This is a genomic window from Pseudomonas fluorescens, from assembly GCF_000968015.1.
Classification (GTDB): domain Bacteria; phylum Pseudomonadota; class Gammaproteobacteria; order Pseudomonadales; family Pseudomonadaceae; genus Aquipseudomonas; species Aquipseudomonas fluorescens_W.
This window is the reverse complement of the sequence record NZ_LACH01000002.1, coordinates 17,550-32,265: the sequence shown is the minus strand read 5'-3', so window position 1 is coordinate 32,265 and position 14,716 is coordinate 17,550. Positions and strand designations below refer to the sequence as shown.

Sequence of the window (14,716 nt, the reverse complement as noted above, 5' to 3'; positions counted from 1 at the left end):
GGAGACCCTTGCAATGCCTGACCAAGATGTACGTTTGCAACACCTGAAAGTTTGGCTCGATGAGCAATTGGCTGCCCTCTTTGCAGAACAGGGTTGGGGTGCCGTACCCCCGGCCACGTTGACCGCGGCCAGTAGCGATGCGAGTTTTCGACGTTATTTCCGCTGGGAAGGCGAGGGCAGAAGCTTCGTCGTGATGGACGCGCCACCGCCCCAGGAAAACTGTAAACCCTTCGTGGATATCGCTTTTTTGCTGGCGAAATCAGGAATAAATGTTCCGAAAATTTATGCCGAAGACCTCGAACGTGGTTTTCTTTTGCTCAATGACCTGGGCAACAAGACTTACCTGGACGTGATCGACAGCGAAAATGCCGACGATTTGTTCAAGGATGCCCTGCAAGCGCTGCTGGCTTTTCAGCAGTTGCCGATGGTTGCACCGCTGCCAGGTTATGACGTGGCGCTGCTGCGTCGCGAGCTGGAATTGTTCCCCGAGTGGTACGTGAAGCGCGAGTTGGGCATCGAGTTCGACTCGGCGCAGCAAATGCTTTGGCAGAACGTGACTGAGCTATTGATCGACAGCGCACTGGCCCAGCCTAAAGTGTTGGTGCACCGCGATTACATGCCGCGCAACCTGATGCTCAGCGAGCCCAATCCCGGTGTGCTGGATTTCCAGGACGCAGTCTATGGTCCCGTGACCTACGACGTGACCTGCCTGTTCAAGGACGCATTCCTCAGCTGGCCCGAGGAGCGTGTACGAGGTTGGCTGGAAGCTTACTGGCAGCAAGCGGGCGATCTCGGGATCCCGGTTCAGCCCGACTTCGAAGATTTCCTGCGTGCCAGCGACCTGATGGGCGTGCAGCGGCACCTGAAAGTGATCGGCATCTTTGCCCGCATCTGCCACCGCGACGGCAAGCCACGCTATCTCGGCGATGTACCGCGCTTCTTTGCTTATATAGACGCCGTGATCGCTCGCCGTCCTGAACTGGCCGAGCTGGATGTGTTGCTGCTGAGTCTGCGTGCTGGAGCGAATGCATGAAGGCAATGATTCTGGCGGCAGGGAAAGGCGAGCGCATGCGCCCGCTGACCCTGACCACGCCGAAACCGCTGGTTCGCGCGGGCGGTATTCCGTTGATTGAGTATCACTTGAAAGCCTTGGCGGTGGCGGGGTTCACCGAGGTGGTGATCAACCATGCCTGGCTCGGCCAGTTGATCGAAAACTACCTGGGCGATGGCTCGCAATACGGCGTACGTATTCAGTACTCGCCGGAAGGTGAGCCGCTGGAAACCGGAGGCGGGATTTTCCGCGCCCTGCCGTTGCTGGGTGACGAGGCCTTTATGGTGGTCAACGGTGACATCTGGACCGACTACGACTTCAGCGTATTGCACCAACCCATCACCGGGCTGGCGCATTTGGTGTTGGCGGACAACCCTGCTCATCACCCGACCGGCGATTTCAGCCTGATCGACGGGCAAGTCCGCGACGGTCAACCGGACACTGCAACCCTGACCTACAGCGGCATCGCGGTCCTGCACCCGCAGCTGTTCGACGGTTGCTCCGCCGGCGCCTTCAAGCTTGCACCGCTGCTGCGCAAGGCCATGGCCGATGGACGCGTCACCGGTGAGCACTTGAATGGACATTGGGTGGATGTTGGCACTCACGAACGTCTGGCTGAAGTCGAAACCCTGTTAGAAGCGAGTCGCTGAGATGCTGTGGCCAGGGACTCTGATTGGAGCCGGAGCGGGCTTTTACATCGCCAGTATTCCGGGGGCCATGCTGGGCGCCTTGTTGGGGCAGGCGCTGGATCGGCACTTGCACATACAGAGCTGGGCGCACTTGCGAGAAAAGCTCGGTGGCCGCTCGGTGCTGCGCAATGATGAATTGCTGTTTGTGTTGTTGGGACGTCTGGCCAAGAGCGATGGACGGGTGGTGGAGGGCCACATCCAGCAGGCCCGTCAGGAAATGCGTTCTCTGGAAATGACTGAGTCGGCCCAGCGTCGGGCCATTGCCGCGTTCAATCGCGGCAAGTCGGGAGATGATCGGTTGCGCGGTTATTTGCGCCGCTTGAGCGCTCAGCCCCATGCGGCCGAAGGCGTCTTGCGCGCCTGCTGGCGGATGATTTGGGCGGATGGCCGCGCCGGTAGCGCTGAGCGAGAGCTGATCAGACAGTGGGGGAAATGGCTGGGCTGGACGTCGTGGCAGGTGCAGGCGCTGTCGGCCGATTACGAGCAGCACAAGTTTGCACAGGCCAGCAGCGCGCTGACCTATCAAGATGCTTTGCGGCTTTTGGGCGTTTCGGCGACCAGCGAGCCGGCGCAGATCAAGCGTGCTTATCGACGCCTGCTGAGTCGCCATCACCCGGACAAGATCGCCGGCAGCGGTGCGACGGCGCTGCAGGTGCGCGAAGCCACTGACAAGACTCGCGAGCTGCATAGCGCCTACACATTGATTCGCGAGCGGCGGGATTTTCGGTAGTGGCCGGAAGATCAAAAGATCGCAGCCTGCGGCAGCTCCTACACCAGGTTATACGTACACCTGTAGGAGCTGCCGCAGGCTGCGATCTTTTGCTTTTGCTTAATTCGCGTTCTGCGGATTCAACCAGCCCCGCACCCGACGGAACAGCTGCTCTTGCTCAGCCTTGGAATTACCCGGCAATGCCTTGAGCGAGACCTGGCTGAACCCCGAAGTCTTCAAGCGTTTGCTGGCTTGCAAGCGTTCCAGCGCCAGGTTGCGATCCAGCGGCTTGTCCATATAGAAGATGTCTGCGGTGGGCAGCTTCAGGGTCGGTGTCAGTTCGGCCAGCTCTGGTTTGGCTTTCGCCGGCATCTGAGCGGCGACCATCACAAACTTCTCCACTTGCGAGGGCTGCTTCTCGCTCAGGTAGCGCGCGGCCCAGTAAGCGCCGGTGCCATGCCCCAGCACGACAATGCGGCGAGCGCTTTGCTGTTCGGCGTAGGCAATCGCGGCGTCGATGCGTGCAAAGATTCGTTCGGCGTCGGCTTTGGCCTGTTCCTCGGTGGTTTCGGCGATCGCCTTGTCCGCCACCTCCGCTTCACCGCCCGCCGCTTGTTCGATGGGCGCGGCAGTGGTCGAGTCTTTGCTGCCGGTGTCAGCGGCTTTTGGTGCGGGGGCGACTTCTACGATACGCGGCGCAATGGCATCGCTTTGCAGGTCCGGCAAGGTGATACTCAGGCTGCTCCATTCGGCGTCCGGCAATTTACGTCGCAATGGACCTATTGCTTGCGGCCAGTCAACGGTTTCGCCAGCGCCCGGGATGATAATCACCGCGCCTTTGGGTTCGGCGGTATTGGCCGGTTTCCACAAGGCCAGAAACGTGTCGCTGCCCGCTTGCAGTTGTTGCTGTTCCTGAGCCGGGATCTGTCGTTCGAGTGCAGACGCTTCTTCCTGACTACGCTCAAGCAGCGGCTGGCGCTCGACCGGTTTTCCTTCGGCGGGTGTTTCCGTTGCGGCAGGTACCGGGGCGGCGGCCTCGACAGAAAAGGCGCAAGGCAGGATCAGCGACAGGCACAATGCTGGCAGTGCCAGGCGGTAGACAGGGGGCATCGGATATTCCAGGCCAGAAGTTATTCCGGCAGCCTAATGGGTTGGTCAGTATTTGTCAGTGTGTGAGATTTCGATGATGCGTTTTCGCTGCCTGTGGGTTATCGGCTGTTTGTGGTTTCCCTTGATGGGCTGGGCGGCTCCCGCGCCACCGGTGCACGTCGCGCAATTGTCCGTGGGCCAGCAGCAATGGCTGGCGCAACATGGCGAATTGCGCGTGGGGCTGGTGTTGCAAGTGCCCTACGCCCAATACGATCGCCGCTTGCAGCGTTTGTCCGGGGTCAATGTCGAGCTGATGAAGTGGCTGGCCAAGGCGCTCAAAGTCGAGCTGAGCTGGCGCAACTTTCCCGACCTGACGCAGCTGGAAGATGCCGCGCGCGAGGGTGAAATCGACATCGCTCCGGGGCTGACCCAAACCCCCGGTGGTCTGCGGCTCTGGCAGTTTTCCGACCCGTATATGCGGGTGCCGCAACTGGTGGTCAGCGACCAGAAAAGCACCGGCGTGGTCGAACTGGAAAAACTCGACAGCCAGACCCGCGTCGCCGTGCGCATGCCCGGCGCCACCGCCGATTACCTGCGCAGCAATTACCCGCACCTGAACCTTCAAGGCGTACCGATCGAACGCCAGGCACTGCAACTGTTACTGAGTCAGCAGGCTAGTTACGCCGTGGTCGACGAAGCGCAGCTGGGGCGTTTGTCCGCCGAGCCGGAATTCTCCGGGCTGGTGGTGGTCGGCGATATCGGCCTGCCGCAACTGTTGCGAGTGGCCACACGCCGGGATTGGCCGGAACTGGCCGGCATCGTCGAAAGCGCCTTGCGGGCGATCCCGGCCAAGGACCTGGAGACGTTGCACAACCAATGGCTGCAACCCAAATACCCGCGCCTGACCGAGTCCCCTGGGTTCTGGCAAAACCTCTGTCTGCTGTTGGCAGTGCTGATGCTGAGCAGCATGGCCATTGTGTTCTGGCAGCGTCGGCAGCAGCACAGTCTTGAGCATCGTTTGCGGGCCGCGCGCGAAGACATTGCCCTGCGTGCCGCCAGCGAAGAAGCCTTGCGCCTCACCCAGTTTTCCATCGACCAGAGCACCGTCGGCATCCTTTGGGTCAACTGGGACAGCCATGTGCGCTACGCCAATCGCGCGGCCGAAACCATGCTGGGTTATCCGGCGGGCGGGATCATTGATCGGCCGCTGATCGACTTCGAGCCCGGCTTGCACATGGACCGCTGGCTGAACCTGTGGAAACGCGCCCGGGCCAGCGAGGAAGGCCCGCAAAGTTTCGAAACCAATTGCGTACGGGCGGATGGCAGCAACCTGCCGGTGGATGTTTCGCTGAGCTTTTTGCGATTTCGCGACAGCGAATACCTAGTGGTTTACCTCAACGACGTCACCGAGCGCCGTCGTGCATTGGCTGCGTTGCAAGAAAGCGAGGCGCGTCTGCAAGGGATCGCCGCCAACGTTCCAGGACTGGTCTTTCGTCTGGAACGGGCGCCGGTGACGGGGCAGATCGATTTTGCCTACATCAGTGAAGGCAGCGAGAGCCTGGTGGGTTACTCACCGGCCACCCTGGCCCATCGCGATAAAGGCCTGCGCAGCCTGGTACACCCGGACGACAAGGCCAGTTATCACCAAACCCAGGACCATGCGCTGGATACCGACAGTGACTGGTCGTGGCAGGGACGGATTCTCACCCGATCCGGCGAACAACGCTGGGCCGAGATCAAGGCGATCACCCGTCGACTCGAAGACGGCGCCTATGTCTGGGACGGGATCGTCTGGGACATCAGCGAGAGCAAGCGCATCGAACTGGAACTGGCCAGCTCTCGCGAGCAGTTGCGTGAGTTGTCCGCGCACCTGGAGAGCGTGCGGGAAGAGGAAAAGGCCCGCATCGCCCGGGAAGTTCACGACGAACTGGGTCAGATGCTCACCGTGCTGAAGCTGGAAACCTCCATGTGCGAATTGGCCTACGCCCAGCTCGACCCCGGTCTGAACGAGCGCTTGAACAGCATGAAGCGCTTGATCGCTCAGCTGTTCCAACTGGTTCGCGATGTAGCCACGGCACTGCGGCCGCCGATTCTCGACGCCGGGATCGCCTCGGCCATCGAGTGGCAGGCCCGCCGATTCGAGGCGCGCACGCAGATTCCGTGTCTGGTGCAGGTGCCGGAGAACCTGCCGGTACTCAGTGATGCCAAGGCGATTGGCCTGTTCCGGATCCTTCAGGAAGCGTTGACCAATGTCATGCGCCATGCCCAGGCGCATACTGTTGAACTGACATTGGCGCTGGAAGGCGACGAGTTGTGTCTGACCGTCAGCGATGATGGCGTAGGATTTATCCCTGCCACCGGTAGGCCAACATCCTTCGGGGTGGTCGGCATGCGCGAGCGAGTGTTGATCATGGGCGGACAGTTGTCGCTTGAGAGTGAACCGGGTGAAGGCACGACCCTGAGCGTGCGAGTGCCGTTGGATCAGGCCTGATGGATTTGTGTTGTTAGACTTGACGCCTTCGCGAGCAGGCTCGCTCCCACAGGAGTTCTTCTTGATGTCACAGAGAGTGTGCACACCAATGATCCAATGTGGGAGCGGGCTTGCTCGCGAATGATCTTGGCTCTGAAATAAGAAGAATGGAGAAGTCTGTGATCCGTGTACTGGTAGCCGAAGACCACACCATCGTCCGCGAAGGCATCAAGCAATTGATCGGCCTGGCCAAGGATTTGCTGGTGGTAGGGGAGGCGAGCAATGGCGAGCAGTTGCTCGAGACCTTGCGTCATGTTCCCTGCGAAGTGGTCTTGCTGGACATCTCCATGCCCGGGGTTAACGGGCTGGAGGCAATTCCGCGGATTCGCGCGCTGAACAATCCGCCGGCGATTCTGGTGTTGTCGATGCACGACGAAGCGCAAATGGCCGCCCGTGCGTTGAAGGTCGGCGCCGCGGGTTATGCGACCAAGGATAGTGATCCGGCGCTGCTGCTGACGGCGATCCGCAAGGTCGCGGCGGGCGGGCGCTACATCGACCCGGACCTGGCCGACCGCATGGTCTTCGAAGTCGGCCTGACCGACTCGCGGCCACTGCACTCGTTGCTGTCCGAGCGCGAGTTCTCGGTGTTCGAACGCCTGGCCCAGGGCGCCAACGTCAACGACATCGCCCAGCAACTGGCCTTGAGCAGCAAAACCATCAGCACCCACAAGGCGCGGCTGATGCAGAAACTCAACATCACTTCCCTGGCGGAACTGGTGAAGTACGCGATGGAGCACAAACTGCTCTAAGAACACCGCAGTCCCCTGTGGGAGCGAGCTTGCTCGCGATGACGGCAGCACATTCAACATTTCTGTGACTGACCCGCCGCTATCGCGAGCAAGCTCGCTCCCACAGGGGGGCTTCATTGGGAGTCTCGGCGGGGGGCATATCCAATAACGACATACCTTTAAATCCGCTTTTGCCCGTTCTTGCGGCTTGCAGCTTCAAGATGGCTGCTGCCCCTATCCATCCCCGCCATCCTTGTAGGGCAATCCCTACCCCCAACCTTCCATCCTGCTGAGGACATTCTCTCCTGCGCCCCGATTTGCGTGGTCAGCAGCGTCCACTAGGCTTAGTCCACAGCAGTCATCAACAACAAAGGTGTGGGTATGAGCCAGGTCGATTCAAGCGCAGGGGCCAGCGATATTCTGGTCAGCTTTCGTGGAGTACAAAAAAGCTACGACGGCGAGAACCTGATCGTCAAAGACCTCAACCTGGAGATTCGCAAAGGCGAATTCCTCACCTTGCTCGGGCCGTCCGGCTCCGGCAAAACCACCAGCCTGATGATGCTCGCCGGTTTCGAAACACCGACCGCAGGCGAAATCCAGCTGGCCGGGCGTTCCATCAACAACGTGCCGCCGCACAAGCGCGACATCGGCATGGTGTTCCAGAACTACGCGTTGTTCCCGCACATGACGGTTGCCGAGAACCTGGCATTCCCGCTGACCGTGCGCGGCCTGAGCAAGAGCGATGTTAGCGACAAGGTCAAAAAAGTCTTGAGCATGGTGCAGCTCGACACCTTCGCCCAGCGTTATCCGGGGCAACTGTCCGGCGGTCAGCAGCAGCGTGTGGCCCTGGCCCGGGCGTTGGTGTTCGAACCGCAACTGGTGCTGATGGACGAACCCCTCGGCGCACTCGACAAACAACTGCGCGAACACATGCAGATGGAGATCAAGCACCTGCACCAGCGCCTCGGCGTGACCGTGGTCTACGTGACCCACGATCAGGGCGAAGCCTTGACCATGTCCGACCGCGTGGCCGTGTTCCACCAGGGCGAGATCCAGCAGATTGCGCCGCCGCGCACTCTGTACGAAGAGCCGAAAAACACCTTTGTCGCCAACTTCATCGGCGAGAACAACCGCCTCAATGGCCGCTTGCACAGCCACACCGGCGACCGTTGCGTGGTTGAGTTGGGGCGCGGTGAAAAGGTTGAGGCCCTGGCGGTCAACGTCGGCAAGACCGGCGAACCGGTCACGCTGTCGATACGTCCCGAGCGCATTAGCCTCAACGGCGCAAGCAATCAATGCGTCAACCGCTTCTCGGGGAGGGTGGAGGAATTCATCTATCTGGGCGACCACGTCCGGGTTCGCCTGGAAGTCTGCGGCAAGACTGATTTTTTTGTGAAACAACCGATTGCCGAGCTCGATCCCGCGCTGGCCGTCGGCGACGTGGTACCGCTTGGCTGGCAGGTCGAACACGTTCGCGCGCTCGACCCACTTCTAGAGGCGCATTGATCGCCCCCCCTGCTTCAACAACACAACCCTGCACGTGGAGAGAACAATAAATGTTGAGATCCCTGAAATTCACCGCTTTGGTCATGGGCATGATCGGTGCGGCACACGCAATGGCGGCGGGCCCGGACCTGACCGTGGTGTCCTTTGGCGGAGCGAACAAGGCCGCGCAGGTCAAAGCCTTCTACGCACCGTGGGAAGCGGCAGGTAACGGCAAGATCGTGGCGGGCGAGTACAACGGCGAAATGGCCAAGGTCAAAGCCATGGTCGACACCAAGAGCGTGTCTTGGGACCTGGTAGAAGTTGAATCGCCAGAACTGTCCCGTGGTTGCGACGAAGACATGTTCGAGCAGCTTGATCCGAAGTTGTTCGGCAAGTCCGAAGACTACGTCAAAGGCGCCATCCAGCCATGCGGCGTGGGCTTCTTCGTGTGGTCGACCGTGCTGGCCTACAACGCCGACAAACTGGCTTCCGCACCGACCAGCTGGGTGGATTTCTGGGACACCAAGAAATTCCCGGGCAAACGTGGCCTGCGCAAAGGCGCCAAGTACACCCTGGAATTCGCTCTGATGGCCGACGGCGTTGCGCCGAAAGACGTCTACAAAGTACTGGCCGGCAAGGATGGTCAGGACCGCGCGTTCAAGAAGCTCGATGAGCTCAAGCCAAGCATTCAGTGGTGGGAAGCCGGCGCACAGCCGCCGCAATACCTCGCCTCCGGCGACGTGGTCATGAGCTCGGCCTACAACGGCCGGATCGCTGCCGTGCAGAAAGAAAGCAACCTGAAAGTCGTGTGGAATGGCGGTATCTACGACTTCGACGCATGGGCCATTCCAAAAGGTCTGGACAAGGCGCGGGCTGAAGCGGCGAAGAAATTCATCGCGTACTCGGTGATGCCGCAGCAGCAGAAGACCTACTCGGAAAACATCGCTTACGGCCCGGCCAATACCCAAGCCGTGCCGTTGCTGGCCAAGGATGTCCTGAAAGACATGCCGACCACCCCGGAAAACATCGCCAATCAGGTGCAGATCGACGTCAGCTTCTGGGCTGACAACGGTGAGCAACTGGAACAGCGCTTCAATTCCTGGGCTGCGAAGTAAGCAATACCCTGTGGTTTGAACACCGCAATCCTTGTGGGAGCGAGCTTGCTCGCGATAGCAGTGGGTCAGTCAACATTGATGTTGAATGTAATGCCCCCATCGCGAGCAAGCTCGCTCCCACAGGTTGTTTGTATGCCTCTGCAACGATCAAAGATTTCCGGAGTACGCCATGGCCACCGCCATTCCCCTGAACGCGGGCACCGACCCCACCTTGAAGCAGCGGCTCAAGCACGCCGAGCGGGTCAACCGCTGGAAAGCACAAGCCTTGATCGCGCCGTTGGTGCTGTTTCTGTTGCTGGTGTTCCTGGTGCCCATCGTGGCGCTGCTCTACAAAAGCGTTGGTAACCCGGAAGTGGTCGGCGGCATGCCGCGCACCGTGGCAGCTATCGCCAGTTGGGATGGCCGAGGCCTGCCCGCTGAACCGGTTTACAAGGCGACCACCGAAGACCTCGCTGAAGCCCGCAAGAATCAGACCTTGGGCGACCTGTCCAAGCGCTTGAACATGGAGTTGGCCGGCTACCGCAGCCTGCTGACCAAAACTGCACGTGCCTTGCCGTTCGCCACCGAACCGGCCTCCTATAAAGAAGCGCTGGAAGGTCTCGACGAGCGCTGGGGCGACCCGGCCTACTGGCAAGCCGTGCGCCGCAACACCAGCAGTATCACGCCTTATTACTTGCTGGCGGCGGTCGATCACCGTATCGACGACCTCGGCGAAATCGCCCCGGCCACGCCTGATCAAGCGATCTACCTCGACATCTTCGCCCGGACGTTCTGGATGGGGCTGATCATCACCGTGATCTGCCTGCTGCTGGCTTATCCGTTGGCCTACCTGTTGGCGAACCTGCCGTCACGGCAAAGCAACTTGCTGATGATCCTGGTGCTGCTGCCGTTCTGGACTTCGATTCTGGTGCGGGTCGCCGCGTGGATCGTGTTGCTGCAATCGGGTGGGTTGATCAATAGCGGCCTGATGGCGATGGGCATCATCGATAAACCGCTGGAGCTGGTGTTCAACCGCACCGGGGTTTACATCTCCATGGTGCACATCCTGCTGCCGTTCATGATTCTGCCGATCTACAGCGTGATGAAAGGCATTTCGCCGACCTACATGCGTGCCGCGATTTCCCTCGGCTGCCACCCGTTCGCCAGTTTCTGGCGGGTGTATTTCCCGCAGACCTATGCCGGTGTCGGCGCCGGTTGCCTGTTGGTGTTCATCCTCGCCATCGGCTACTACATCACCCCGGCGTTGCTGGGCAGCCCGAACGATCAGATGGTCAGTTACTTCGTCGCCTTCTACACCAACACCAGCATCAACTGGGGCATGGCGACCGCACTCGGTGGGCTGCTGCTGTTGGCGACCGTGGTGCTTTATCTGATTTACAGCTGGCTGGTGGGCGCCAGTCGCCTGCGCCTGAGCTAAAGGGAGAACGAAATGCTGAGTCCTTATATGTCGCCCATTGAGCGGGTGTGGTTCTACAGCTTGCGCATTCTCTGCGGGCTGGTCCTGTTGTTCCTGATCCTGCCAGTGCTGGTGATCATCCCGCTGTCGTTCAACTCAGGGAGTTTTCTGGTGTACCCGTTGCAAGGCTTTTCGCTGCACTGGTACCAGGACTTCTTCGCGTCGGCCGAGTGGATGCGTTCGCTGAAGAACAGCATCATCGTTGCTCCGGCGGCGACGGTGCTGGCGATGATCTTCGGTACGCTGGCGGCCATCGGCCTGACGCGGGGCGACTTCCCCGGCAAGCCGCTGGTGATGGCGCTGGTGATTTCGCCGATGGTGGTTCCGGTGGTGATCATCGGTGTGGCGAGCTATCTGTTCTTCGCGCCACTGGGTCTGGGTAACAGCTTCTTCTCGCTGATTGTGGTGCATGCGGTGTTGGGCGTGCCGTTTGTGATCATTACCGTGTCGGCGACCTTGCAGGGGTTCAATCAAAACCTGGTGCGTGCTGCTGCAAGCCTGGGGGCTTCGCCGCTGACGGCGTTCCGTCGAGTGACACTGCCGCTGATTGCGCCCGGCGTGATCTCCGGTGCACTGTTTGCTTTCGCGACTTCGTTCGATGAAGTGGTGGTGACGCTGTTCCTCGCCGGTCCCGAACAAGCGACATTGCCACGGCAGATGTTCAGCGGTATCCGCGAAAACCTCAGCCCGACGATTGCTGCCGCCGCGACGCTGCTTATCGCGTTTTCGGTGATCCTGCTGCTGACGCTGGAATGGCTGCGTGGGCGTAGCGAAAAACTGCGTACCGCCCAGGTTTAGTGGCGAACTGGAGAGCCACCCCTCACCCCAACCCTCTCCCCAGTGGGGAGAGGGGGAAAGGGGGCTGATCTCCAGCGTTTTCAGAACCTGAGTTCGGCCCGATATTTCAGGTCGATGTAACTTGAAAGTACACCTCGGTCAGTCCCCTCTACCCTCTGGGGAGAGGGTTAGGGTGAGGGGTCGATCCAACTGACCGCAAACCAACCGATCATTCACCCCCCAAATAGCAGACAATCCCAAATCCCCAGCTACTCTTGTGCCCAGCTCCCCTATCTATAAGAGGCTGCGCACATGAGTCTTTCCTCTTTCAAAATCGCTCACAAACTGATCACCGGCGCCGGTGCCATCGAGCAACTGGCGGCTGAACTGACACGCCTGGACATCGACAACCCGCTGATCGTCACCGATGCCGCACTGGTCAAGTCCGGCACGGTCGAGCTGGCGCTGGCGCAGTTGGGCGACCGAGCCTACGAAATTTTCGACCGTGTGTTGCCAGACCCGGAAATCGCCATCGTCGAAGACTGCATGCGGGCCTACCGCGAGGGCGGGCACGACGGACTGATCGGCCTGGGCGGCGGCAGTGCCATCGACATCGCTAAAAGTGTCGCGGCCTACGCCGGTTATCACGGGGCACTGGAGGATCTGTTCGGCATCGATCAGGTGCCGCGCAAAGGCCCGCCGCTGATCGCCATTCCGACCACCGCCGGCACCGGCTCGGAAGTCACTAACGTGGCGATCCTCTCCGACAAGGTCGCGCAGCTGAAGAAAGGCATCGTCAGCGACTATCTATTACCGGACGTTGCGCTGGTCAGCCCGCAAATGACCCTGACCTGTCCGCGCAGCGTTACCGCCGCCAGTGGCGTCGATGCGCTGGTGCACGCCATCGAGTCCTATCTGTCGCTCAACGCCTCACCGATTACCGACGCGCTGGCCATCGGCGCCATCAAGCTCATCGCCAAGGCGCTGCCGAAGGCTTACGCCAATCCGTCCAATCTCCAGGCCCGCGAAGACATGGCTACCGCCAGCCTGATGGCCGGTATGGCGTTCGGTAATGCCGGGGTCGGCGCGGTGCACGCGCTGGCGTATCCGCTGGGCGGTCGTTTCAACATTGCCCATGGCGTCAGTAATGCCTTGCTGCTGCCGTACGTCATGACCTGGAACAAAATGGCCTGCGTGGAGCGCATGCAAGATATCGCCGAGGCCATGGGGGTGAAGACCGCTCATCTGAGCGCCAACGCCGCGGCGGACAAGGCCGTAGAGGCGATGACCGAGTTGTGCGCTGCGGTGGAAATCCCGCCGGGCCTGCGCAGCTTCGGCGTTCCCGAAGACGCCATCCCGGCCATGGCCGTGGAAGCGGCGGGAATTGAGCGCCTGATGCGCAACAATCCGCGCAAATTGAGCGCCGTCGATATCGAGAAGATCTACCGGGCGGCCTACTGATCATCACGGCCACGGTGCGCGGGTCAAAGCATGAGGTATACAATGCGCGCCATCGTGATTTTGCTCAAAAAAGGTGCGTCATGCAGCCCTTCGTAATTGCTCCGTCGATTCTCTCCGCCGACTTCGCCCGCCTGGGTGAAGAAGTGGACAACGTCCTGGCCGCTGGCGCCGACTTCGTGCACTTCGACGTCATGGACAACCACTATGTGCCGAACCTGACCATCGGCCCGATGGTGTGTGCCGCGCTGCGCAAGTACGGCGTGACTGCGCCGATCGACGCGCACCTGATGGTCAGCCCGGTGGACCGCATCGTCGGTGACTTCATCGAAGCCGGCGCGACCTACATCACTTTTCACCCGGAAGCCACGCAGCACGTCGACCGCTCCCTGCAACTGATCCGCGAAGGTGGCTGCAAGTCCGGCCTGGTGTTCAACCCGGCGACCCCGCTGGACGTGCTCAAGTACGTGATGGACAAGGTCGACATGATCCTGCTGATGAGCGTCAACCCGGGCTTCGGCGGGCAGAAGTTCATCCCCGGCACCCTCGACAAGCTACGGGAAGCGCGGGCGCTGATCGATGCCTCCGGCCGTGACATCCGCCTGGAAATCGACGGCGGCGTGAACGTGAACAACATTCGTGAAATCGCCGCTGCTGGCGCCGACACCTTCGTCGCCGGCTCGGCGATCTTCAATGCACCGAACTACCAAGAGGTGATTGAAAAGATGCGTTCCGAACTGGCGCTGTCCCGTCCATGAGTGGCTTTGAGCAGCTGTTCCCGGGGTCTCTGCCGCGGCTGGTGATGTTCGATCTGGATGGCACGCTGGTCGATTCGGTCCCCGACCTCGCAGCGGCTGTGGATAACATGCTGCTCAAACTCGGGCGTCAACCTGCCGGCATCGAATCGGTGCGTAATTGGGTGGGCAACGGCGTGCACACGCTGGTACGCCGGGCCTTGGCCAACCACATCGACGCCGAGGGTGTCGATGAGGTCGAGGCCGAGTATGCCCTGGAGCTGTTCAACGGTTTTTACGAGGACGGTCACGAGCTGACGGTGGTTTACCCCGGCGTGCGCGACACCCTGAAATGGCTGCACAAGCAGGGTGTCGAGATGGCGCTGATCACCAACAAGCCGGAGCGCTTCGTCGCGCCGCTGCTGGATCAGATGAAAATCGGTCGTTACTTCCGCTTGATCATCGGCGGCGACACCCTGCCACAGAAAAAGCCGGACCCGGCAGCGCTGTTTTTCGTGATGAAAATGACCAACATCCCGGCGTCGCAATCCTTGTTCGTCGGCGATTCGCGCAGCGATGTGCTGGCGGCAAAAGCGGCGGGGGTCAAATGTGTGGCGCTCAGTTATGGCTATAACCATGGCCGGCCGATTGCCGAAGAGTCGCCGGCACTGGTAATCGACGATCTGCGCAAGTTAATTCCCGGTTGCCTGGATCCGGCCGCTGAGATAACGTTGCCCGACGCTGTTCAACCCCCTTCTGGAAACGCCATCGTGGTGGTCACTCGCAAACTCTGGATGAAAGTCATCAAGGCCCTGGCCCGCTGGCGTTGGCGCGCCTGACTTGTTCCTGGCCGGCATACCGGCGCGTTTGCATACCTGACTGTTAGACCCTCAAG

Annotated in this window: 13 protein-coding genes; 12 read left to right on the top strand and 1 reads right to left on the bottom strand. The window is 60.6% G+C overall.

Annotated elements, in window-relative coordinates; translation table 11 throughout:
• The first annotated feature begins 13 nt into the window (after nucleotides 1-13).
• Genes VD17_RS01390 through VD17_RS01380 form a run of 3 tightly spaced genes read left to right on the top strand, consistent with a single transcriptional unit; the run spans nucleotide 14 to nucleotide 2,470 of the window.
• Nucleotides 14-1,033 carry an aminoglycoside phosphotransferase family protein gene (locus VD17_RS01390; RefSeq protein WP_046052360.1) on the top strand — a complete coding sequence of 340 codons (1,020 nt, stop codon included), beginning with the start codon at nucleotides 14-16 and terminating at the stop codon, nucleotides 1,031-1,033.
• On the top strand, nucleotides 1,030-1,701 hold the full coding sequence (murU, locus tag VD17_RS01385; RefSeq protein WP_046052359.1) for an N-acetylmuramate alpha-1-phosphate uridylyltransferase MurU: 672 nt from the start codon (nucleotides 1,030-1,032) through the stop codon (nucleotides 1,699-1,701). The genes VD17_RS01390 and murU overlap by 4 nt, the downstream gene beginning before the upstream one ends.
• A 1-nt stretch (nucleotide 1,702) precedes the next feature.
• Complete coding sequence (locus VD17_RS01380) at nucleotides 1,703-2,470, top strand: TerB family tellurite resistance protein (protein WP_046052358.1); 768 nt, start codon at nucleotides 1,703-1,705, stop codon at nucleotides 2,468-2,470.
• Between the two features lie 99 nt (nucleotides 2,471-2,569).
• On the opposite strand, the gene VD17_RS01375 is transcribed toward VD17_RS01380, so the two are convergent.
• Nucleotides 2,570-3,559 (bottom strand): alpha/beta hydrolase family protein, encoded by a 990-nt coding sequence (locus VD17_RS01375; protein ID WP_046052357.1) that lies wholly within the window; start codon nucleotides 3,557-3,559, stop codon nucleotides 2,570-2,572.
• 73 nt (nucleotides 3,560-3,632) lie between these two features.
• Here VD17_RS01375 and VD17_RS01370 point away from each other — a divergent pair, with 73 nt between their 5' ends.
• From VD17_RS01370 to VD17_RS01330, 9 genes are all read left to right on the top strand, one after another.
• Nucleotides 3,633-6,029, top strand: coding sequence for a PAS domain-containing sensor histidine kinase (locus tag VD17_RS01370; RefSeq protein ID WP_046052356.1), 2,397 nt, complete (start codon nucleotides 3,633-3,635; stop codon nucleotides 6,027-6,029).
• 158 nt (nucleotides 6,030-6,187) lie between these two features.
• Nucleotides 6,188-6,817, top strand: coding sequence for a response regulator (locus VD17_RS01365; protein ID WP_003210977.1), 630 nt, complete (start codon nucleotides 6,188-6,190; stop codon nucleotides 6,815-6,817).
• Nucleotides 6,818-7,177: 360 nt separating this feature from the next.
• Nucleotides 7,178-8,302: an ABC transporter ATP-binding protein gene (locus tag VD17_RS01360; protein ID WP_046052355.1), complete on the top strand. Its 1,125-nt coding sequence runs from the start codon at nucleotides 7,178-7,180 to the stop codon at nucleotides 8,300-8,302.
• A 50-nt stretch (nucleotides 8,303-8,352) separates the two neighbouring features.
• Nucleotides 8,353-9,396: an ABC transporter substrate-binding protein gene (locus VD17_RS01355; RefSeq protein ID WP_046052354.1), complete on the top strand. Its 1,044-nt coding sequence runs from the start codon at nucleotides 8,353-8,355 to the stop codon at nucleotides 9,394-9,396.
• Between the two features lie 169 nt (nucleotides 9,397-9,565).
• Entirely contained in the window at nucleotides 9,566-10,813 is a 1,248-nt protein-coding gene (locus tag VD17_RS01350) for an ABC transporter permease (RefSeq protein WP_046052353.1), read from the top strand.
• 12 nt (nucleotides 10,814-10,825) lie between these two features.
• A complete protein-coding gene (locus tag VD17_RS01345; RefSeq protein ID WP_046052352.1) occupies nucleotides 10,826-11,650 on the top strand; it encodes an ABC transporter permease in 825 nt (274 codons plus the stop codon).
• Nucleotides 11,651-11,941: 291 nt separating this feature from the next.
• A complete protein-coding gene (locus tag VD17_RS01340; RefSeq protein ID WP_046052351.1) occupies nucleotides 11,942-13,090 on the top strand; it encodes an iron-containing alcohol dehydrogenase in 1,149 nt (382 codons plus the stop codon).
• An 80-nt stretch (nucleotides 13,091-13,170) separates the two neighbouring features.
• Nucleotides 13,171-13,845: a ribulose-phosphate 3-epimerase gene (rpe, locus tag VD17_RS01335; protein WP_046052350.1), complete on the top strand. Its 675-nt coding sequence runs from the start codon at nucleotides 13,171-13,173 to the stop codon at nucleotides 13,843-13,845.
• Nucleotides 13,842-14,660 (top strand): phosphoglycolate phosphatase, encoded by an 819-nt coding sequence (locus VD17_RS01330; RefSeq protein WP_046052349.1) that lies wholly within the window; start codon nucleotides 13,842-13,844, stop codon nucleotides 14,658-14,660. The genes rpe and VD17_RS01330 overlap by 4 nt, the downstream gene beginning before the upstream one ends.
• The last annotated feature ends 56 nt before the right edge of the window (nucleotides 14,661-14,716 follow it).